This window comes from Mesorhizobium sp. CA10, from assembly GCF_020165285.1.
In the GTDB taxonomy this organism is placed as follows: domain Bacteria; phylum Pseudomonadota; class Alphaproteobacteria; order Rhizobiales; family Rhizobiaceae; genus Mesorhizobium.
In genome coordinates this window covers 29362-50203 of record NZ_JAIUHV010000012.1, presented here as the reverse complement: position 1 = coordinate 50203, position 20842 = coordinate 29362, and the positions used below count along the sequence as shown (strand labels likewise).

The following is a 20842-nucleotide window of genomic DNA, read 5'->3' as shown; positions in this document are numbered from 1 at the left end:
GACGAAGTGGGGCCGCTCGCGGCCAATGACGATGGACGCGACGCCTTAAGCGTCGTGCTTCTGGCGGTGCTTGCCGCGGTGCTTCTCGCCATGCGCCTCGCCGTGACGGACAGGCTTCTGGTCAGCCTTGTCGCGGCGCGCGCCGGACTCGGCGGCGATGGGATGTGGAGGGATGCCCTCGCGGGCGGTCTTGCTTTCAAGTCGGCTGATAAAAATATCGAAGCGATTGGGCATCGTTCGGTCCTGCCTCCTCCCGGGGAATCAGGGGTTAAATTCGCCGATGTGGGTTTCGTTCCGCACTGTGGCAAAGGCAAGGCGATTTCGTTGCCTCGACCTCACGTTTTGCAACGGGGCGTCAGCCATGCGAAACAGACTTGGTTCTCACGCAATTCCGGACGGAAAACCGCGACGCACTTTTCCTGGAATTGCTCGGAATGAGGGGCATTCGGTGACCGGCGACAAACGCAGCTATCTGATCGGACAAAGCGAGATCGCGGCGCGGCCGCTTCAGCCGGCGCTCTATCTGGTGGCGACGCCGATCGGCAATCTGGCCGACATTACGCTGCGCGCGTTGGAGACGCTGGCCGCTGCCGATATCGTCGCCTGCGAGGACACGCGCGTTTCGCGCGTGCTGCTCGAGCGCTACGGCATCCGCCGCCGCACCACCGCCTATCACGAGCACAACGCGGGCGAGGCAGGGCCGAAGCTGATCGAGGCGCTGGCCGCCGGGCAGAGCGTGGCGCTGATCTCCGACGCCGGCACGCCTTTGGTTTCCGATCCCGGCTACCGGCTGGTCGGCGAGGCGCTGGACCACGGCATCCGCGTCGTGCCGATCCCTGGACCCTCGGCTCCGCTTGCGGCGCTGACCGCTTCCGGCCTTCCTTCCGATGCTTTCCTGTTCGCCGGATTTCTGCCCGTGAAGACCGGGCAGCGGCTGACCAAGCTGGAGACGTTCAAGCAGGTGCCGGCGACACTGATTTTCTTCGAATCGCCGCGCCGTCTGGCAGAGACGCTCGGCGCCATGGTCGAGGCGCTGGGCGGCGCGCGGAAAGCCGCCATCGGGCGCGAGCTGACCAAGGCCTTCGAGGAGATGCGCACCGGAACGCTTGCCGAGCTGGCCGACCATTACGGGGCGGCCGACACGCCGAAGGGCGAGGTCGTTATTTGTGTCGGTCCGCCCGAAGCGGCGGAGGACCAGCCGGCCGACATCGACCGCCTCCTGCTCTCGCTTGCGGCCGAAATGCCGGCATCGAAGGCGGCGGCGGAAGCCGCGAAGATGACCGGCGGCCAGAAGCAGGCGCTTTACCGCCGGCTGATCGAGCTCAAGGACAGGCCATGATCCCGAAAAGTGGAGGCCGGTTTTTGCATTCGCTGACCTCCGGGTCGGACAAGATCATGGTCAAAAAGAAAGGAACCGGGGATGGCTGAACGCACGGTCGGCCATCGCCGAAAGGCCTATCGGCGCGGCCACCGCGGCGAGTGGCTGGCGGCGCTGGCGCTGATGCTGAAGGGCTATCGCATCCTTGCCCGCCGCCACCGCACCAGGCTCGGCGAGATCGACCTCATCGCCCGGCGCGGCGACCTCGTGCTGTTCGTCGAGGTCAAGGCGCGCCGCACGCTGATCGAGGCGATGGAAGCGATCGGCCGCGAATCGGAGCGCCGGATCGAGGGCGCCGCGGATTTGTGGCTGTCGCGCCAGCCGGATTACGGCCGGCTGTCGATGCGTTTCGACATGGTGGCGGTGCTGCCCTGGCGCTGGCCGGTGCATGTCGAGAATGCGTTTTATGGGAGGAATTGAGGACTGCTCAACGGAGATAGGCTGGGCGGGACAGCACCCCCCTCTGTCCTGCCGGACATCTCCCCCGCAAGGGGGGAGATTGGCAGCTTGGGCGCCGTGCCCTTCTTCGGTTCCGCAATTGGCGAAAGCCGCGGTGACGTCTGATCTCCCCCCTTGCGGGGGAGATGGCCGGCAGGCCAGAGGGGGGTTGGCGGGAACTCGACAAAGCAGAGCGGGCGAAGCCCGTCTCACCCCCAGACCATCAACGCCGCCAACCCGAGCCCGCCCACCGCAAGCCGCCACCAGCCGAACAGCGCGTAGCCGTTGCGCGAGACGTAATCGAGCAGGAAGCGCACCACGATGAGCGCGGTGACGAAGGCAGCGATGAAGCCGACGGCGATGATCGGCAAATCGGCCGAGGTCAGCACGTTGCGGTTCTTGAAGAGATCGAAGGCGAAAGCGCCGACCATGGTCGGCATGGCGAGGAAAAAGGAGAATTCGGCCGCCGCGCGCTTGTCGACGCCCATCAGCAGCGCGCCGACGATGGTCGAGCCGGAGCGCGAGGTGCCGGGGATCAGCGACAGGCACTGGAACAGGCCGATCTTGAGATAGACGCTCAACGGGAAGTCCTCGACATCGTGGTGGACCGGCTTGAGGTTGATGCGGTCGACGATGAGCAGCACCACGCCGCCGATGATCAGCATGATGCAGATCAGCCGGGGCGATTCGAACAATATGGTCTTGATGAAATCATGCGCCAGCGCGCCGATCACGGCAGCCGGCAGGAAGGCGATCAGGATGCCGACGACGAAATGCCGGGTCTGCGGATCGCTGGGCAGCTTGATCAGCATCTGCCACAGCTTGCTGAAATAGACGCTGAGGATCGCCAGGATCGCGCCGAGCTGGATCAGGATCTCGAAGGCCTTGCCGGTGGAGTGGAAGCCGAGGAAATGCCCGGCAAGCAGGATGTGGCCGGTCGAGGACACCGGGATGAACTCGGTCAGGCCCTCCAGCAGCCCAAGCAGCAGCGCTTCGACGATGGTCTGGCTTTCCATGGCAACCTCTTGGTTCGAATGGCGGCTAGAGCATGATGCCGAAAAGTGTGAAGCGGTTTTCGGACGACATCATGCTCCGAGGGGGAGGAAGGTTTGCTTGTCATGGGGCGGAAGTCCCCCTATAGGTCGCAACACCATGACAGTCCCTGGAATCGGGCGGCCAAGACTTATCGGCGCTGACACCGATTCGCCAGTGCGCCTTTTCATCGCGGAACCATGCTGACGCTTTTCCACCATCCCATGTTTGCCACCTGCCGCTTCGTGCGCCTCGCTTTCGGCGAGTATGGCGAGGAGTTGGCGCTGATCGAGGAAAAGCCGTGGACGCGGCGCAAGGAGTTCCTGGCGCTGAACCCGGCCGGCACGCTGCCGATCCTGCTCGCCGAAGGCGACGTGCCGATCGTCGGCGCCATGGTGATCGCCGAATATCTCGACGAGACGCGCGGTGTGCTCAAGCGCGACAGGCGGCTGTTCGCTGAGGACCCGATGCAGCGCGCCGAAATCCGCCGGCTGACCGACTGGTATCTGGCTAAGGCCGAAAGCGAAGTGACCCGCCACCTGGTGCGCGAGCGCGTGCTGAAGCCGGTCATGCCGGAAACCGCCGGCGGCGGCTCGCCGGACTCGGCCGCCATCCGCGCCGCGCGCGCCAACATCCGCCAGCACATGAAATACACCAATTGGCTGGCCGGCACGCGCCATTGGCTGGCCGGCAACAAGGTAACCTACGCCGATCTCGCGGCGGCGGCGACGCTTTCGGTGCTCGATTATCTCGGCGAGATCGACTGGCGCGAACATGGCGCCGCGCGCGAATGGTACACGCGGGTGAAATCGCGGCCGTCGTTCCGGCCGCTGCTTTCAGACCGGGTGCGCGGCCTGTCGCCGGTATCGCATTATGCGGACCTCGACTTCTGAAACCTTACGCGCGCTGATCGAGGCGGAGGCGCGCCGCGCCGGCTTCGAGGCTGTCGCGGTGACCCGGCCGGACGCGATCCCGCTGGCGCCGGCAAGGCTCGCCGAATTCGTATCCGACGGTTTCCACGGCTCGATGAAGTGGATCGCCGACACTGTTCAGCGCCGCGCCGAACCCTCGACGCTGTGGCCGGAGGTGCGCTCGATCATCGTTCTCGCCATGAATTACGGCCCGGACCGCGACCCGCGCGATGTCCTCGAAAAGCGCGACCGCGGCGCGATCTCGGTCTATGCGCAGAACCGCGACTATCACGACGTGATGAAGGGCCGGCTGAAGGAGATCGCCGGCAAGATCGTGGCGAAGGCAGGCGGCGACGTGAAGGTGTTTGTCGATACGGCACCCGTGATGGAAAAGCCTCTTGCCGAAGCGGCGGGGCTCGGCTGGCAGGGCAAGCACACCAACCTGGTTAGCCGCGCGCATGGCTCGTGGCTGTTCCTCGGCACGATCTTCACCACGGCCGAGCTGGAGCCGGATAAGCCTGAGATCGACCATTGCGGCTCCTGCCGCGCCTGTCTCGACGCTTGCCCGACGAATGCTTTCCCGGCGCCTTACCGGCTCGATGCGCGGCGCTGCATCTCCTATCTCACCATCGAGAACAAGGGGCCGATCCCGCGCGAATTCCGCGAGGCGATCGGCAACCGCATCTATGGCTGCGACGATTGCCTGGCCGCCTGCCCCTGGAACAAGTTCGCCAGCGCGGCTTCGGAGGCGAAGCTTGCCGCGCGCGCCGATCTTCGCGAGCCGCCGCTCTCGGAGCTGCTCGCGCTCGACGATGCAGGATTTCGCTCATTCTTCTCGGGCTCGCCGGTCAAGCGCATCGGCCGCGACCGCTTTGTCCGCAACGTGCTGATTGCCGCCGGCAATTCGGACGACGCCTCGCTAACGCCTATTGTGCATCACCTGCTCGACGACGCCTCGCCGCTGGTGCGGGGTGCGGCAATCTGGGCCCTGTCGCGACTGCTCTCCGACCGCGAATTTGGCGATCTTGCCGCCACAGCTGCGAAAGCCGAGACGGATGCGACGGTCCGGGAGGAATGGCTGGCCGCGCCGGCACATCCGGCGAAGGCCGATTGAAGGGGGTTCATCGATGGGCGAAAGACGGTTCCTCATCTTCGGCGCCGGCTATTCCGGCAAGGCTTTCGCGCGGGCCAATGACCGGCGCGCTCCGGTCTGCGGCACGACGCGGGCGCAGGAAAAGTTCGAGGTGCTGCGATCGGCCGGGATCGAGCCGCTACAATTCGATGGCGCGCTCTCGCCCGAGGTCAGCGATGCGCTCGCAAGGACCACGCATCTCATCGTCTCGATCGCTCCCGACGAGGCCGGCGACCCGGTGCTCAACGCCGCCAGCGAGACGATCCGGGCAAAGATGCTGGCGCTGGAATGGATCGGCTATCTCTCGACCGTCGGCGTCTATGGCGACCATGGCGGCGCCTGGGTGGACGAGACCAGCGACTGCCGGCCGGTGTCGAAGCGCTCGATGATGCGGGTGGCGGCCGAACAGGAATGGCTGAAGCTTGGCCGCGAGATCGGCAAGCCGGTGGCGATCCTGCGGCTTTCCGGGATCTATGGACCCGGCCGCAACGCGCTGGCCAATCTCGAGGACGGCACCGCAAGGCGGCTGGTCAAGCCGGGACAGGTGTTCAACCGCATTCACTGCGACGACATCGCCGGGGCGCTCTGGCTTCTGGCGGAAAACAATCTCGGCGGCATCTTCAACGTCACCGATGACGAGCCGGCGCCGCCGCAGGACGTCGTGGCTTACGCCGCCGGGCTGATGGGGATCGAGCCGCCGCCCGAAATTCCTTTCGAGACCGCCCAACTTTCGCCCATGGCGCGGTCTTTCTATGGCGAGAACAAGCGCGTCGCGAATCAGGCGATCAAGGCGGCCGGCTACCGCTTCCGGTTTCCCAACTACCGGGTGGCGCTGGAGCGGATGTGGGCCGAGGGCAACTGGCGGGACGGAGCGCCGCGCAGCCCGATGCGAGGATGATGCCGGTGAAGGACGATCATCTTCTACTGCTTTGATCGCTGTGGGACGCGCGGCGTGGTATGATTCGTTCCTGATCAGATCGCTTGACGCGCGGCAAAGGGATAGACTGGAGAGGGACCCAGCCTGATGAATTTGCGATCGCTGCCTGACCGCAAGCCGTTCCTGACCGCCGCGCTGGCGCTGGTGGCGCTCGCCGCGCTGGCGGCTGTCGCTATTTCGGCCGAACCTCGTGCCAAGGAGTTGTTCGGCGCCCGAAAACTGCCGGCCGTGGCGCCCGCGCAATCCTTCGGTTTCTATTCGAAAGGCTGCTTCACCGGTGGCGTTGCGCTGCCGATGGACGGCCCGACCTGGGAAGTGATGCGCCCGTCGCGCAACCGGCGCTGGGGTCATCCGGCAATGATCGCGCTGATCGAGAAGCTCGCGCGCGATGCCCACGCCGATGGCTGGCCAGGGCTTCTGGTCGGCGATGTCTCGCAGCCGCGCGGCGGACCGATGATGACCGGCCATGCCTCGCACCAGATCGGGCTCGACGCCGATATCTGGCTGACGCCGATGCCGAAGCGACCGCTGACCATCGCGCAGCGCGAGACCATGAGCGCGACGCTGATGGTCGACGAAAAAACGCATCTGGTGAAGGACGCGCTGTGGACGCCGGCGCATACGCGGCTTTTGAAGCGCGCGGCGAGCTATCCTGAGGTCGAGCGCATCCTGGTCAATCCCGGCATCAAGAAGAAGCTCTGCGACACCGTCACCGGCGACCGCTCCTGGCTGCGCAAGATCCGGCCGTTCTGGGGCCACGACTATCATTTCCATATGCGCATCGGCTGTCAGCCGGGCTCGCCCTTCTGCAAGGGGCAAGAGACGACGCCGGACGACGATGGCTGCGGCAAGCCGCTCGCCTGGTGGTTCACCCAGGAGCCGTGGCGGCCGAACAAGAATCCGGATGCGCCCAAGGCGCGCGACCTGATGACGATGGCCAACCTGCCCAAGCAATGCCAGGACGTGGTCAATGCCCCGGACGCGCCCTCGCTGGAGGCCGTGACCTATCATGGCGGCGGCGATGCCGCGGTGGCCGTGGCCGAACCGCAGCCGACCGAGCCGGCGGAAACGATCGCCAGCGGCAACGCCGCGATCCCGGCGGCGGCAAGCGCTTTCGCGCCGACACCAAAGATCGGCATCCCGCTGCCAAGGCCAAGGCCCGGGAACTAGTGCGTTTCACCGTTTCACGAAGCGGCGAAACGCCCTATCTCTTCGCTTTGACGCAATTCCGGATGGAAAGCTACGGCGCGGGCGCCGAGCCCAACCGCTCTCACTTTTCCTGGAATTGCTCTAAGGCGCAAGCGGGCTTCCCCTTTGCAGGGTCATGCGCTAGTCAATCGATTGAAACGGCGCAGCGGCGCCGCAACGAGGACGATCAAGAGCATGGCAGGCGAAGACGAGAAGGGACTGCGGTTTCCGGTCCTGATCGGCGATATTGGCGGCACCAATGCGCGCTTCTCGATCGTGCTCGACGCCAATTCGGAAGCCACCGAGCCGCAGATCGTCCAGACCGCGAATTTCAAGACCATCGACGAGGCGATCCAGGCGGCGGTGCTTGACCGCTCGTCCATCCAGCCGAACTCGGCGGTGCTGGCGGTCGCCGGGCCGGTTGACGGCGACGAGATCCCGCTCACCAACTGCCCCTGGGTCGTGAGGCCTCGGCAGATGCTTGCCAATCTGGGTCTGGGCGAGGTCGTCGTGCTCAACGATTTCGAGGCGCAGGCGCTGGCCGTGGTGGCGCTCGGCGAAGAGCATATGGAAAAGATCGGCGGCGGCACGCCGGAACCCAATGCGAGCCGGGTCGTGCTCGGTCCCGGAACGGGACTCGGCGTCGCCGGGCTGATCTATGCGCTCGACCATTGGATACCGGTGCCGGGCGAGGGCGGGCATATGGACATCGGCCCGCGCACGCCGCGCGACTTCGAAGTGTTCCCGCATATCGACAAGCTTGAGGGCCGCATATCCGGCGAGCAGATCCTGTGCGGACGTGGGCTCGTCAACGTCTACCGCGCCGTGGCCAGCACGGACGGCAGGCCGACGCCCTTGACCACGCCGGCCGAGGTCACGGCGGCGGCGCTTTCGAAGTCCGATCCGGTGGCCGAGGAGGCGCTGGCGCTGTTCGTCACCTGCCTCGGCCGCACCGCGGGCGACCTGGCGCTGGTGTTCATGGGCCGCGGCGGTGTGTTCCTGACCGGCGGCATCGCGCAAAAGATCGTGCCGGCGCTCAAAGCGGGCAATTTCCGCGCCGCCTTCGAGGACAAGGCGCCGCACCGCGCGCTGATGCGCGAAATGCCGGTCTACGTCATCACCCATCCGCTGGCGGCGCTGCTCGGGCTTGCCGCCTATGCCAGGACGCCTTCGCTGTTCGGCGTGCGGACGGCGGGGCGGCACTGGCGGGCGTGATCGCTCCGGCGCTCGGGACGGCGCGACGAAGTTTCGCCATAGGCAAGCCGTAGCCGGGGCGCTAAGAGGGTGCGAAAAAGGCGTCCTGACGTTTACGAGAACCCACGAAGCGCTTCGATTTGACACTTCAAAATCCAAACAAGGCAAAAAGCCGGCCCGCCGAGGTCACGGCGGTGCTGCGCCGTATCGTCGCTGAAAACGGCTATGACCATCGCTGGTCCTATGCGGTCGTCATCGTCTGCTCGCTGTTGGTTTCGGGCGCGACCGCCTTCTCGGCCTGGGTCATGGCGCCGATGGTCAATCAAATCTTCTACGAACGGAGCAGCGGCGCCGTCTGGTGGATCTGCGCCGGCTTCATGGGCGCCTTCCTCGTGCGCGGCTTTGCCGGTTACGGCCAGGCGGTGATGTTAGCCACGATCGGCAACAATCTCGTCGCCCGGTACCAGAAACGCTGTTTCGACCAACTGATGAAGCTCGGCGTCAATTTCTTCAACGATACGCGTTCCGGGCGCCTGGCGGCGCAGCTGGACGAGAATGTCGGCGGCATTCGCGACCTGCTGTCGCTGACCTTGATTTCGATCACCCGCGACGCGGTGACGCTGATCGGCCTAGTCTGCCTGATGGTCTACCAGGATCCGGTGTTGTCGCTGAGCTCGCTGCTGATCGGACCGCCGCTGATCTGGGCCGTCGTCTACATCACCCGCCGGGTGCGCAAGATCAACCGCGAATCCGTGCTGATCAACTCGCGGCTGAGCGGCTCGGTGCAGGAGGCAGTTCAAGGCATCGCCATCGTCAAGGCCTTCACCATGGAGGACGAGCTGGCCCGCCGCATCGGCATCATGGCCGATACGGCCGAGCAGCGCAGCAACAAGATCGCCCGCGTCTCCGAGCGGCTGTCGCCGATTTCCGACATGCTGGCCGGTCTCGCCGTTACCGCCGTCATCGCCTATTCCGGCTTTCGGGCATTGTATCTCGGCCAACCGCCGGGCGCGGTGTTTTCCTTCATCACCGCGCTGATTCTTGCCTATGATCCGGCGCGGCGCCTGGCGCGCATGCAGGTCACGATGGAACGCGCGCTGGTCAATGCGCGCATGATCTACGAGCTGCTCGACCTCGAGCCGAAGCAGGGCGACGCGCCCGACGCGGTTGAGGCGAAGATCACCACCGGCGAGGTGCGCTTCAACAATGTGACGTTCGGCTACAGCGCCGACATGCCGGTGCTGCGAAACCTGAGCTTCACCGCTGCCGCCGGCAAGGTGACGGCGATCGTCGGCGCCTCGGGCGCCGGCAAGTCGACGCTGGTGGCGCTGCTGCAGCGCTTCTACGACGTCGACCAGGGCTCGATCGAAGTCGACGGCCAGGACATCTCGAAGGTGACGAAGCGGTCGTTGCGCCAATCGATCGCCTATGTCTCGCAGGCGCCCTATCTATTCGAAGGCACGATCCGCGACAACATCCGCTACGGCCGGCTGTCGGCCACCGACGCCGAGATCGAGCAGGCGGCGAAGCAGGCGGCCGCCGACGATTTCATCCGCCAGCAGCCGCAAGGCTACGACACGCCGGTCGGCGAGAACGGCGTGACGCTGTCGGGCGGCCAGCGCCAGCGCGTCTCGATCGCGCGCGCCATCGTGCGCCAGGCGCCCATCCTTCTGCTCGACGAAGCGACCTCGGCGCTCGACAACGAGGCGGAAGCGCGCGTGCAGGAAGCGCTGACCCATGTCATGGAAGGGCGCACCACCATCGTGATCGCGCACCGGCTGTCGACAGTGGTCAATGCCGACCGCATCATCGTGCTGGAGGAGGGGCGGCTGGTCGAGGAAGGCACGCATGCGACGCTGATGGCCGACCCGCACAGCATCTATGCCCGCTTCCACCGGATACAGGGCAAGAAGGGGCTGGGGCTTGTCGACGACGTCAAGGCAAGCCAGACTTCGGCCCAAACTCCCGCATCGCGCAGCCGCGCCAAGAAGACCGTCAGGAGAAGCGCATGAGTGAAGCCGGCGATATGGGCCTGGTGGTGGTGGGCGCCGCCGGCCGCATGGGCCAGACGCTGATCCGCGCCATCCACACAATGCCCGGCGCGCGCGTCGCCGCGGCGGTCGAGCGGCCGGACTCGGCCCATCTAGGCAAGGACGCGGGCGAGCTCGCCGGCATCGGCATCATCAACGTGCCGATCGTCGACGACCCGCTGCCGGCATTCGCCAAGGCCGACGGCGTGCTCGATTTCACGGCGCCCGCGGCAAGCGTCGAATTCGCCGGCTATGCCGCGCAGGCGCGCATCGTCCATGTCATCGGCACCACCGGCTGCTCGGCCGACGATAACGCGAAAATCGCCGCCGCCGCGCGCCATGCCACGATCGTCAAATCGGGCAATATGAGCCTCGGCGTCAATCTGCTGGCGGTGCTGGTCGAGCAGGCCGCAAAGGCGCTCGACCCGGAGGATTTCGACATCGAGATCCTGGAGATGCACCATCGCCACAAGGTCGACGCGCCGTCCGGCACGGCGCTGCTGCTCGGCGAGGCGGCGGCGAAAGGGCGCGGCATCGATCTCGCCGACAACAGCGTGCGGGTGCGCGACGGCCATACCGGCGTGCGCAAGGCCGGCTCCATCGGCTTCGCAACACTGCGCGGCGGCTCCGTCGTCGGCGACCACAGCGTGATCTTGGTCGGCACCGGCGAGCGCATCACGCTTTCCCACCATGCCGAGGACCGGGCGATCTTCGCACGCGGCGCGGTGAAAGCCGCGCTTTGGGCCCGCGCGAAGAAGCCGGGGCTTTATTCCATGCGGGACGTGCTCGGCCTGAGCTGATCCCTATCCAAACCATTCCATAGGAGCAAACATGTCGGGAACTCTCGTGCTCGTGCGCCACGGCCAGAGCGAATGGAACCTGAAGAACCTGTTCACCGGCTGGCGCGACGTCGGGTTGACCGACCAAGGCACAGCAGAGGCGCTTGCCGCCGGCGAGAAGCTCAAGGCGCGCAGCCTGAAATTCGACATCGCCTACACGTCTGCCTTGAAGCGGGCGCAGGTGACCTGCCAGCACATCCTCGACATCGTCGGCCAGAGCGACCTGAAGACGATCCGCGACCAGGCGCTCAACGAGCGCGACTATGGCGACCTCTCCGGCCTCAACAAGGACGACGCGCGCAAGAAATGGGGCGAGGAGCAGGTGCATATCTGGCGCCGCTCCTACGACATCGCGCCGCCCGGCGGCGAAAGCCTGAAGGATACCGGCGCACGCGTGTGGCCCTATTACCTGCACGAGGTGCAGCCGCATGTGCTGCGCGGCGAGACGGTGCTGGTCGCCGCGCACGGCAATTCGCTGCGCGCGCTGATCATGGCGCTGGACGGCAAGAGCGGTGAGGAGATCGTCAAGCTCGAGCTCGGCACCGGCGTGCCGGTGATCTATAAGCTCAACGCCGATTCCACCGTGGCCAAGAAGGACGTGCTGGAGGGGTGAGCTTCCTTTTCAGTCTTTTAGCGATAGCGTGCACGGCAGCCTGGCGCATGCATTGGCCAATGTAGCGCTGGTCGACCCCCACTCCGTCTCGGCTTCGCCGAGCCACCTCTCCCCCGATCGACGGGGTAGAGGAATGCGCCAAGCTTTTTGCCGTCAACGCTCGTCCAGCGACCCTCCCTTCCTTTCCCTCCGGAGGGGGGAAAGGTGGCGCTGCGAAGCAGCGACGGATTGGGGGAACCACGTGGCAATCAAGCCGCGGCCTGATCAGTCACGCCAATCACAGAACGATGTGTGCATGGCGTAGCCCGTTCACAGGGAGAAATGCCCGGCAGGCGGATGAGGAGCAGCGCCAATGCCGACGAAAAAAGCGCGTTGACACACATCGTTTGCCCGCTTACTAGAGCGCCCACCAGCCCAGATGGCGGAATTGGTAGACGCGCACGGTTCAGGTCCGTGTTCCGCAAGGAGTGGAGGTTCGAGTCCTCTTCTGGGCACCAAATTCCCGTTTCAGACGATCTGACGCGATGAGCAAAAAAGCCCGGACTTTCCGGGCTTTTTTGTGTCCTGCAACTCGTCTCGCGTTGAACCGTTCCTATCTTGCCGGTTAACCCGAGGTTCCGTGATGCCCGCGCCGTTCAAGGAGTGGAAGGTTCTGCCGCATGGCAGGCTCTCTCCTGTCGGCGACGATATTCTGACGGTGACCGGCGACATACCGATGCCAATTGGCAACATGAAACGGCGCATGACCGTGGTGCGACTGCGCGACCGGCGGCTTGTCATCTTCAGCGCCATCGCGCTCGACGACGAACAGATGCGCGAGATCGAGGCCTTCGGCCAGCCGGCCTTCTTGATCGTCCCTAATGATCATCATCGGCTCGATGCAAAGCCATGGAAGGATCGCTATCCCACCCTTCAGGTGATTGCACCGGCTGGCGCGCTCAATAGCGTCGAGAAGGCGGTACATGTCGATGCGACGCGCGGCGACTTTGGGGATCCCGACGTCAAGCTCGTCACCGTCCCCGGAACCCGTGATCGCGAAGCGGCGTTGCAAATTGACGGACCAAACGGCACGACGCTCGTTCTCAACGATATCGTAGGCAACATCCGCGGCGCATCCGGCTTTGCAGGCTGGGCATTGCGCATGATGGGATTTGCCGGTGATGAGCCGCATATACCCTGGCCGGTCAAGCTGACGATGGTCCGCGACAAGGCGGCACTCGCAGCGCAATTGAGACGATGGGCCGAACAGCCGGCGCTCAAGCGCATCCTTGTCTCGCATGGCTCAGTCATCACCGAGGATCCGCGCGGGACGCTGCGCAAGCTGGCGACGTCGCTCGGATAGATGAAGGCATAGCAGCCAACCCCCTTCCAGCCAGTCGCCCAACAAACCGCTTCAAACCAGCCGCCCCTGACGCTACGGTCCGCCCATGGCCCCTTCCGTCAGCCCGACCATCGCCGCGCGCCGCGACAGACGTTTCCCATTCTGACCGACGCGGATGCCGCCGGCGAGCATATCGGTCATAGGCGGCGCAATCCCGAATGTCAGCTCGCATCCAGACACGCGTCTTGCAATCGTGCGCTCCCGGTCGGCAGCATCAGCGCCATGGATATCAGTCTGAGTCGGCGGCTTTGTTCTGGCCGCTGCCAGAGTGCAATTTGGCACGTATAGCATTTAGCTCGGCTTGTCTCTTCTTGCGCCTGGCGTCCCTTGCCTTCTGCTCTGGAGTAGCGGTGCCATTTGCTATGGCCGCTTCATCGGCTGCTTTGCGCAGCTGCTTCTTAAAGCCCTTTCCGTTGCCCATTGCCGGTTGCAGAAAGGTCACCGCGCTCACAATCAAAATACTCAAAATCGTCAGTAGCACCTTTCTCATGTTCCACCTCCTTCGCCTGTTTTGTATCGCAAGGTTGGCGCAAGTGTCAGGGCCATCACCGAAAGCCGTAGCGGTCGTGGTTCTGCTCAGCTGCGATCCTTCGGCTGAGGTAACGCATTGACCCTCCGAGTCATGCCAACCTCCCCTTCCGGCCAGTCCTCCAACAAACCGCTTCAAACCCGCCGCGCCGGGCGCTACGGTCCGCCCCATGGCCCCTTCCGTCAGCCCGACCATCGCCGCGCGCCGCGACCAGATGTTTCCCGTGCTCACTGACGAGGACATCGGGCGCATGCGCCGGTTTGGCGAGGCACGCGCCTATGCCGCCGGCGACCACATCGTGACAGCCGGCGCGGTCTCGCCCGGGCTGATCCTTATCCTGTCGGGCAAGGTCGACATCACCCAGGCCGGCGGGCTTGGCCCGCGCGAGGCGATCATCAGCTACCGCGCCGGCAATTTCGTCGGCGAGCTGGCGCAGTTGTCGAACCGGCCGTCGCTGGTCAATGCCGAGGCGGTCGAGCCGGTCGAGGCGATCGTCATCCCCTCGCAGCGGCTGCGCGACCTGATGGTGCAGGAGGCCAATCTCGGCGAGCGCGTCATGCGGGCGCTGATCCTGCGCCGGGTCGGCCTGCTCGAAAGCGGCACCAGCGGGCCGGTCGTCATCGGCCCGCCCGGCAATGGCGACGTGCTACGGCTGCAGGGCTTTCTGCGGCGCAGCGGCCTTCCCCATCGCGCTCTAGATTCCGACACCGACCCTTGCGCCAAAACGCTGATCGAGCGTTTCCATGTCGACCCGCACCATCTGCCGATCGTGCTCTGCCCCAACGGCAAGCTGATGCACAATCCGGGCGAGACCGAGCTTGCCCGCTGCGTCGGCCTGCTGCGGCCGATCGATGCCGAAAAAATCTATGACGTGGCGATCGTCGGCGCCGGGCCGGCGGGGCTGGCGGCCGCGGTCTATGCCGCCTCGGAAGGGCTGTCGACCATCGTGCTCGATTGCCGCGCGTTCGGCGGTCAGGCAGGCGCCTCGGCCCGCATCGAAAACTATCTCGGCTTCCCGACCGGCATCACCGGCATGGCGCTGATGGCGCGCGCCTATAACCAGGCGCAGAAATTCGGCGTCGAGATGGTCATTCCCGACGAGGCGAAGCTGCTGGACGACGCTGGCGATGGGGCCCGCTACAGGCTGGCCATCGGCGACGGCGAGAGCGTGCGCTCACGCGCTGTGGTGATCGCCAGCGGCGCGCGCTACCGCCGTCTCGATATCGCCAACCTCGCGCAGTTCGAGGGCACTTCGGTGCATTACTGGGCCTCGCCGATCGAGGCCAGGCTTTGCCAGGACCAGGAAGTGGCGCTGGTCGGCGCCGGCAATTCGGCCGGCCAGGCGGCCGTCTATCTGGCGAGCCAAGTGCGCAAGGTGACGCTGCTGGCGCGCCGCGACAGCCTCGACGCCACCATGTCGCGCTATCTGGTCGAGCGTATCAAGGCACAGCCCAACATCGAGGTGCTGACCGAGACCGAGGTCGCAGCGCTGGAGGGCCATGACGGCAATCTCGAGCGGCTGCACTGGCGCAACCGGGCGACCGGCGAGGAGACGACGCGCGCCATCCGCCACCTCTTCCTGTTCATCGGCGCCGACCCGAACACCGACTGGCTGGCGAATTGCAACGTGGCGCTGGACGCCAAGGGCTTCGTGCGCACTGGACCGGACACGACACCGGGGCACGGGCTGATGGAGACCAGCCGCAGCGGCGTGTTCGCCATCGGCGACGTGCGCTGCGGCTCGACCAAGCGCGTCGCTGCCGCCGTCGGCGAAGGCGCCCAGGTGGTTGCGGCGCTGCATGCCTATCTGGCGCGGGACGGCGCCGCTAGACCGTGACGGCGGTTCGTTGAATCGCCATCACGGTCCAACTTTTGTTGGAGCATGATCTTTCTCCGAAAACCGGTTCCCACTTTTCGGGATCACGCTCTGGAACCAACAGGCCAAACCGGCCAGGAGACCATGATGGACGAATGCAGGCATACGAAGGACATCAAAAAGGTCACGCCGAGTGCGCTCGGCTGCGAGGAATGCCTGAAGAGCGGCTCCTGGTGGGTGCATCTGAGGCTCTGCCGGACCTGCGGCCATGTCGGCTGCTGCGACGACTCGCCCAACCGCCACGCGACGAAGCATTTCCATGCCACGCAGCATCCGATCATAGAGGGCTACGACCCACCGGAAGGCTGGGGCTGGTGCTTCGTCGACGAGGTGTTCATCGATCTCGGCGACGACACGACGCCGCAGAACGGCCCGATCCCGAAGTTTGTTTGACGGTGCAGGGCAAGCCGGCCGGGCGACGCCTTGTTCAGCGCACCGAACTCGTGACGGTCGGATCGACGGCATCGGGCACGGATTTGCGCTCATTGCCGGCGAAGATGCCGATGAGGAGAAGGCTGAGCACAACCGGCACAAACAGGATGGCGACGCGCGCCTGCACGTAAAAGATGGCACGCCATTCGTTTCGCTTTTCGGGGCTATCGTTCATCATGCTCGCTCTGTTGTGCCTCCCGGGGCCGGACATAGAGACGAAGCGTTAAACATCTCCTTCCGATTCGGTTAACGAGCGACGATCTGCTGCATCGCAAAGGGCAGCGCTGCCCCCCTCTCGTCCGCTGCGCGGTCAACTCTCACCACTTCGTCTACGCTATGCACATATCTTCTGTGACTGGCGTGACTGATCGACCTGAGGCTTGATTGCCACGTGGTTCCCCCAATCCGTCGCTGTCTCGCAGCGCCACCTTTCCCCCTCCGCAGGGAAAGGAAGCGAGCCTTGCTGGACGAGCGTTGACGGCAAAAGGCTTGGCGCCTTTCCTCTACCCCGTCGATCGGGGGAGAGGTGGCTCGGCGAAGCCGAGACGGAGTGGGGGTCGACCAGCGCTGCATAAGACAATGCATGCTCTAAGCTGCCATGCACGCTATCGCCAAAGGCCAGCCGCTTGGAAATGTGTGCATGCCGTAGCCCACTGCGTGGGGCGAGGAAGGCGCGCTGCCTCACGCATTGGCTTTTCCGCCGATTTCAGGCAAACCTCGTCGCCTGTAACCGACATGGAGAAGCATGATGTTCCGATGGGGTGTTCTGTCGACGGCAAAGATCGGCCGCGAGCAGCTTTTGCCGGCAATCGTGGAGTCGGAGAACGGCGTTCTGTCGGCAATCGCCAGCCGCGACCTATCGAAGGCCAAGGCGCTGGGCGAGCGTTTCGGCGCCCGTCATGCTTTCGGCTCCTATGAGGACCTGCTCGCCTCCGAGGAGGTCGACGGCGTCTACATTCCGCTGCCCACCTCCCAGCATGTCGAATGGACGGCAAAGGCGATCGAGGCCGGGAAGCATGTGCTGGTGGAAAAACCGCTGGCGCTCGACGCCAAGGACATCCCACCGCTGATCAAGCTGAGCGATGAGAAGAAGGTGCTGGTCTGCGAGGCCTTCATGGTCGTCTACCACCCGCAATGGATCAAGGTGCGCGACCTGATCGCAAGCGGCGCCATCGGCCGGCTGCGCCATGTGCAGGGCGCGTTTTCCTATTACAATATCGACCCCAAGAACATGCGCAACCAGCTCGATCTCGGCGGCGGCGCGCTGCCCGACATCGGCGTCTATCCGACCGTGTCGACGCGCTTTTCGACCGGCAAGGAGCCGCTGCGGGTGCAGGCGACGATCGAGCGCGACAAGACTTTCGGCACCGACATCTATTCCTCGATCCGAGCCGATTTCGGCGATTTCGAGCTGTCCTTCTACCTGTCGACGCAGATGGCGGCGCGGCAGGTGATGGTATTCCACGGCGAGAAGGGCTTCATCGAGGTCTTCGCCCCGTTCAATGCCGGGCTCTACGATCACCACCGCATCGAGCTGCACAACCAGAACCACAGCGAGGCGCAGGTGTTTCGCTTCCCGGGCACGCAGCAATACCGGCTGGAGTGCGAAGCCTTCGTGCGCGCCGCGCAAGGCGGCAAGGACCGCGTCTTCACGCTGGAGGAATCGGTGCTCAACCAGAAGGTCATCGACGCCATCTTCCGCGCCGGCGAGAAGGACGGCTGGGAGCCCGTCTGAGACGTCGCGATAAGTTTGCCGGCTGGTTCTGGGAGGGAAAATGGCTGACGCGGACGTGATCATTGTCGGCGCGGGGCTGGCCGGCCTCGTCGCCGCGACGGAGTTGGCGGAGGCCGGCAAGAAAATCATCATCGTCGACCAGGAGCCGGAACAGTCGCTGGGCGGCCAGGCCTTCTGGTCGTTCGGCGGGTTGTTCCTGGTCGATTCGCCGGAACAGCGGCGCATGCGCATCCGCGATTCCCACGACCTCGCGCTCGAGGACTGGATGGGCACCGCCGCCTTCGACCGTCCGGAGGATTTCTGGCCGCGCAAATGGGCGGAGGCCTATGTCGGCTTCGCCGCCGGCGAGAAGCGCTCCTGGCTGATCGAGCGGGGCATGAAATTCTTCCCCGTCGTCGGCTGGGCCGAGCGCGGCGGCGGCAATGCCGTCGGCCACGGCAATTCGGTGCCGCGCTTCCACATCACCTGGGGCACCGGGCCTGGCGTGCTCGAGCCTTTCGTGCTGCGCGTGGGCGAGGCGCAGAAGCGCGGGCTGGTCGAGTTCAGGTTCCGCCACCGGGTCACCGAGATTGTCCGCAGCGGCAACACGGTCAGCGGCGTACGTGGCGACATCTTGCAGCCAAGCACGGTTGAGCGCGGCCGCAAGAGTTCTCGTGACATGGCCGGCGATTTCGAGCTCCATGCGCAAGCGGTGATCGTCGCCTCCGGCGGCATCGGCGGCAATCACGAGCTGGTGCGCCAGAACTGGCCGCAACGCCTAGGCGCGCCGCCGAAGCGGATGATCACCGGCGTGCCGGATCATGTCGACGGCCGCATGCTGGCGATCACCGAGGCGGTCGGCGGCTCGATCATAAATCGCGACCGCATGTGGCACTATGTCGAGGGCATCAGGAATTGGGCGCCGATCTGGACCGAGCACGCGATCCGCATCCTGCCCGGCCCCTCCTCGCTTTGGCTCGACGCGCGCGGCAAAAGGCTGCCGGCGCCGCTCTATCCCGGCTTCGACACGCTGGGCACGCTCAGCCACATCATGAGCACCGGCTTCGATTATTCCTGGTTCATCCTGACCAAAAAGATCATCCAGAAGGAGTTCGCGCTGTCGGGCTCCGAGCAGAACCCGGACCTCACCGGCAAAAGCTGGCGGCAGGTGCTGAGCCGCGCGACATCAGGCATTCCCGGCCCGGTGAAAGCGTTCATGGAAAAGGGCGAGGATTTCATCGTCGAGGCCGATCTTTCCAGGCTGGTGGCGCGCATGAACGCGCTGGCCGGCGGCGAGCCGCTGCTGGACGGCGCCCAGGTCGAGCGCGAGATCCGCGCCCGCGACATGCAGCTCGACAATCCGTTCTCCAAGGACGCCCAGGTCACCGCGCTGCGCGGTGCGCGCTCCTATCTCGGCGACAGGCTGATCCGCACCGCCAAGCCGCACAAGATGCTCGATCCGGCGAACGGCCCGCTGATCGCGGTGCGCCTCAACATCCTGACCCGCAAGACGCTGGGCGGGCTGCAGACCGACCTCGATAGCCGCGTGCTCAATGCCGCCGGCCAGCCGGTGCCGGGGCTTTATGCGGTGGGCGAGGTCGCCGGCTTCGGCGGCGGCGGCGTGCATGGCTATGCGGCGCTGGAAGGCACGTTTCTCGGCGGCTGCATTTTTTCGGGGCGCAGCGCGGGGCGGGCGGCGGCGGCCACGATTGCGTGAACGGAGGGCGCGGATGGTCGCCGCCTCGGCGACAACGCTGTAGGCTTTTTCGGTCAACTCGACTGAAGTCCCAACCCCAATCATGACGGGAACAGCATGCGCATCATCGTCTATGGGATCGGCGCCATCGGCGGCGCCATCGCGGCCCAGCTGAGTTTTTCAGGCCACACGGTGCTCGGCATCGCCCGCGGCAGGCAGCTCGATACCATCCGCGCCTCGGGACTGTCGCTTTCCACCCCGCAAGGCACAAGGACCGCGCGCTTTCCCGCCCATGCCGACCCGTCGGAGATTTCCTTCGAGCCAGACGATGTCGTGCTGCTGACGATGAAAACGCCTGATACGCTCGGGGCGCTGCAACGGCTCAACGCCGCCGGTGTCACGGCGCAGCCGGTGTGCTGCTTCCAGAACGGCGTCGCCAACGAGGCGCTGGCCTTGCGTTTCTTCGCCAATGTCTATGGCGCGACGGTCATGCTGCCGGCCGATTACGACACGCCCGGTCAGGTCGCGGCCTATTTCGCGCCCAAGATCGGCGCCTTCGATATCGGCCGCTATCCTTCCGGAATCGACGACACAGTCGAGAAACTATGCGGGGTTCTGAGCGCCTCCGGTTTCATCGCCGACCCCAGGGACAATGTGATGAGCAGCAAGTACCGCAAGCTGCTCGCCAACCTTCGCAACATCATCGACGCGGCGCTGGGCGAGACGGAGCTGCAGCGGAAATGGTATGCCAAGGCGCGCGCCGAAGCCGAGGCGGTGCTCACCGCCGCCGGGATCGACTGGGACAAGACCGACGCCATGGCGCGCGAGGAATTGACCATAACCGCCATCCCCGGCCGAACGCGTGTCGGCTCCTCGACGCTGCAGAGCATCGTGCGCGGGACCGGCTCCCTCGAAACCGACTTCCTCAACGGCGAGATCGTGCTTCTCGGGCGGCTGCACGGCATGGCGACGCCCGTCAACTCAGCCCTATGCAAACTGTCGGTCGAGTTGGCCAGCGGCCGGATGCGGCCGCAATCGGCCGGCGACGACACGATCGTCTCCATGATCGGCGGAACCGGCTGATCGCCGCAGACGATCAAAAAGATAAGACCCGGCCCGGGAATTCTTTGGAGGCCATGGAACGTCTTCCTCACGCAGATCGCAAACAGGAGACGACCATGACCTACAATCTCATCCGCTACGGCGTGAAAGACGCAAGCATCGCCGAGAACCGGGCGCTGGTGGCAAAAGTGTTCGAGGCGCTGGATGAAACGCAGCCGCAAACCTTGCGCTATCTGGTGCTCGAACTGGAGAATGGCGGGTTCGTCCACATCGTCGGCTACGACAAGGATAGCTCGGCGCTGACCGAGCTCGACGCGTTCAAGGCCTTCGGCGCCGATCATGCCGCGCGACGTTCGACGCCGCTTGCCAGGTCGCCGGCGAAGATCGTCGGTGACTATCGTATGCTGGCCGGGGCAGATGAAGCCGTGCCGGCCTGACCAGGGCACGGCATGTAATCGGC

Annotated in this window: 21 protein-coding genes and 1 tRNA gene; 19 read left to right on the top strand and 3 right to left on the bottom strand. The window is 65.2% G+C overall.

Annotation, left to right across the window (positions count from 1 at the left end; translation table 11 throughout):
- Nucleotides 1–6: 6 nt before the first annotated feature.
- The 3 genes from LB535_RS22935 to LB535_RS22925 all read left to right on the top strand — a co-directional run bounded on the left by LB535_RS22935 (nucleotide 7) and on the right by LB535_RS22925 (nucleotide 1798).
- Entirely contained in the window at nucleotides 7–438 is a 432-nt protein-coding gene (locus LB535_RS22935) for a hypothetical protein (protein WP_224633826.1), read from the top strand.
- Between the two features lie 10 nt (nucleotides 439–448).
- Nucleotides 449–1339 carry a 16S rRNA (cytidine(1402)-2'-O)-methyltransferase gene (gene rsmI / locus LB535_RS22930; protein WP_224633825.1) on the top strand — a complete coding sequence of 297 codons (891 nt, stop codon included), beginning with the start codon at nucleotides 449–451 and terminating at the stop codon, nucleotides 1337–1339.
- 81 nt (nucleotides 1340–1420) lie between these two features.
- The gene (locus LB535_RS22925; RefSeq protein ID WP_140547157.1) at nucleotides 1421–1798 is read left to right on the top strand and encodes a YraN family protein; all 378 of its coding nucleotides are present in this window, start codon (nucleotides 1421–1423) and stop codon (nucleotides 1796–1798) included.
- A 227-nt stretch (nucleotides 1799–2025) separates the two neighbouring features.
- On the opposite strand, the gene LB535_RS22920 is transcribed toward LB535_RS22925, so the two are convergent.
- Entirely contained in the window at nucleotides 2026–2832 is an 807-nt protein-coding gene (locus LB535_RS22920) for an undecaprenyl-diphosphate phosphatase (protein WP_224633824.1), read from the bottom strand.
- Between the two features lie 216 nt (nucleotides 2833–3048).
- Here LB535_RS22920 and LB535_RS22915 point away from each other — a divergent pair, with 216 nt between their 5' ends.
- The 10 genes from LB535_RS22915 to LB535_RS22870 all read left to right on the top strand — a co-directional run bounded on the left by LB535_RS22915 (nucleotide 3049) and on the right by LB535_RS22870 (nucleotide 13034).
- Nucleotides 3049–3741 carry a glutathione S-transferase family protein gene (locus LB535_RS22915; RefSeq protein WP_095767936.1) on the top strand — a complete coding sequence of 231 codons (693 nt, stop codon included), beginning with the start codon at nucleotides 3049–3051 and terminating at the stop codon, nucleotides 3739–3741.
- Nucleotides 3722–4873, top strand: a complete 1152-nt coding sequence (queG, locus tag LB535_RS22910) for a tRNA epoxyqueuosine(34) reductase QueG (protein ID WP_224633823.1) — start codon at nucleotides 3722–3724, stop codon at nucleotides 4871–4873. The genes LB535_RS22915 and queG overlap by 20 nt, the downstream gene beginning before the upstream one ends.
- Nucleotides 4874–4886: 13 nt before the next feature.
- A complete protein-coding gene (locus LB535_RS22905) occupies nucleotides 4887–5789 on the top strand; it encodes an SDR family oxidoreductase (RefSeq protein ID WP_224633822.1) in 903 nt (300 codons plus the stop codon).
- Nucleotides 5790–5915: 126 nt separating this feature from the next.
- On the top strand, nucleotides 5916–6998 hold the full coding sequence (gene mepA, locus LB535_RS22900; RefSeq protein WP_224633821.1) for a penicillin-insensitive murein endopeptidase: 1083 nt from the start codon (nucleotides 5916–5918) through the stop codon (nucleotides 6996–6998).
- A 213-nt stretch (nucleotides 6999–7211) separates the two neighbouring features.
- Nucleotides 7212–8231: a glucokinase gene (locus LB535_RS22895; RefSeq protein ID WP_224611255.1), complete on the top strand. Its 1020-nt coding sequence runs from the start codon at nucleotides 7212–7214 to the stop codon at nucleotides 8229–8231.
- 119 nt (nucleotides 8232–8350) lie between these two features.
- Nucleotides 8351–10222: an ABC transporter ATP-binding protein gene (locus LB535_RS22890; RefSeq protein WP_224633820.1), complete on the top strand. Its 1872-nt coding sequence runs from the start codon at nucleotides 8351–8353 to the stop codon at nucleotides 10220–10222.
- Complete coding sequence (dapB, locus tag LB535_RS22885; protein ID WP_224633819.1) at nucleotides 10219–11040, top strand: 4-hydroxy-tetrahydrodipicolinate reductase; 822 nt, start codon at nucleotides 10219–10221, stop codon at nucleotides 11038–11040. The genes LB535_RS22890 and dapB overlap by 4 nt, the downstream gene beginning before the upstream one ends.
- A gap of 31 nt (nucleotides 11041–11071) precedes the next feature.
- Nucleotides 11072–11692 (top strand): 2,3-bisphosphoglycerate-dependent phosphoglycerate mutase, encoded by a 621-nt coding sequence (locus tag LB535_RS22880; protein WP_224633818.1) that lies wholly within the window; start codon nucleotides 11072–11074, stop codon nucleotides 11690–11692.
- A 412-nt stretch (nucleotides 11693–12104) separates the two neighbouring features.
- Nucleotides 12105–12189: transfer RNA gene (locus tag LB535_RS22875), tRNA-Leu, on the top strand.
- 62 nt (nucleotides 12190–12251) lie between these two features.
- Complete coding sequence (locus tag LB535_RS22870; protein ID WP_224633817.1) at nucleotides 12252–13034, top strand: hypothetical protein; 783 nt, start codon at nucleotides 12252–12254, stop codon at nucleotides 13032–13034.
- A gap of 268 nt (nucleotides 13035–13302) precedes the next feature.
- Here LB535_RS22870 and LB535_RS22865 read toward each other — a convergent pair whose 3' ends face one another.
- Nucleotides 13303–13563 (bottom strand): hypothetical protein, encoded by a 261-nt coding sequence (locus tag LB535_RS22865; protein ID WP_224633816.1) that lies wholly within the window; start codon nucleotides 13561–13563, stop codon nucleotides 13303–13305.
- Between the two features lie 208 nt (nucleotides 13564–13771).
- Between LB535_RS22865 and LB535_RS22860 the strand changes: the two genes are divergently transcribed.
- Nucleotides 13772–15439, top strand: a complete 1668-nt coding sequence (locus LB535_RS22860) for an FAD-dependent oxidoreductase (protein WP_224633815.1) — start codon at nucleotides 13772–13774, stop codon at nucleotides 15437–15439.
- Between the two features lie 123 nt (nucleotides 15440–15562).
- Nucleotides 15563–15871 (top strand): UBP-type zinc finger domain-containing protein, encoded by a 309-nt coding sequence (locus tag LB535_RS22855; protein WP_224526116.1) that lies wholly within the window; start codon nucleotides 15563–15565, stop codon nucleotides 15869–15871.
- A 34-nt stretch (nucleotides 15872–15905) separates the two neighbouring features.
- On the opposite strand, the gene LB535_RS22850 is transcribed toward LB535_RS22855, so the two are convergent.
- Nucleotides 15906–16088, bottom strand: coding sequence for a hypothetical protein (locus LB535_RS22850; protein WP_112128832.1), 183 nt, complete (start codon nucleotides 16086–16088; stop codon nucleotides 15906–15908).
- Nucleotides 16089–16658: 570 nt separating this feature from the next.
- Between LB535_RS22850 and LB535_RS22845 the strand changes: the two genes are divergently transcribed.
- From LB535_RS22845 to LB535_RS22830, 4 genes are all read left to right on the top strand, one after another.
- A complete protein-coding gene (locus tag LB535_RS22845) occupies nucleotides 16659–17645 on the top strand; it encodes a Gfo/Idh/MocA family protein (RefSeq protein WP_224633914.1) in 987 nt (328 codons plus the stop codon).
- Between the two features lie 40 nt (nucleotides 17646–17685).
- Nucleotides 17686–19341 (top strand): FAD-binding dehydrogenase, encoded by a 1656-nt coding sequence (locus LB535_RS22840; protein ID WP_224633814.1) that lies wholly within the window; start codon nucleotides 17686–17688, stop codon nucleotides 19339–19341.
- A gap of 96 nt (nucleotides 19342–19437) precedes the next feature.
- A complete protein-coding gene (locus LB535_RS22835) occupies nucleotides 19438–20403 on the top strand; it encodes a ketopantoate reductase family protein (protein ID WP_224633813.1) in 966 nt (321 codons plus the stop codon).
- 95 nt (nucleotides 20404–20498) lie between these two features.
- The gene (locus LB535_RS22830; protein ID WP_224633812.1) at nucleotides 20499–20819 is read left to right on the top strand and encodes a hypothetical protein; all 321 of its coding nucleotides are present in this window, start codon (nucleotides 20499–20501) and stop codon (nucleotides 20817–20819) included.
- The last annotated feature ends 23 nt before the right edge of the window (nucleotides 20820–20842 follow it).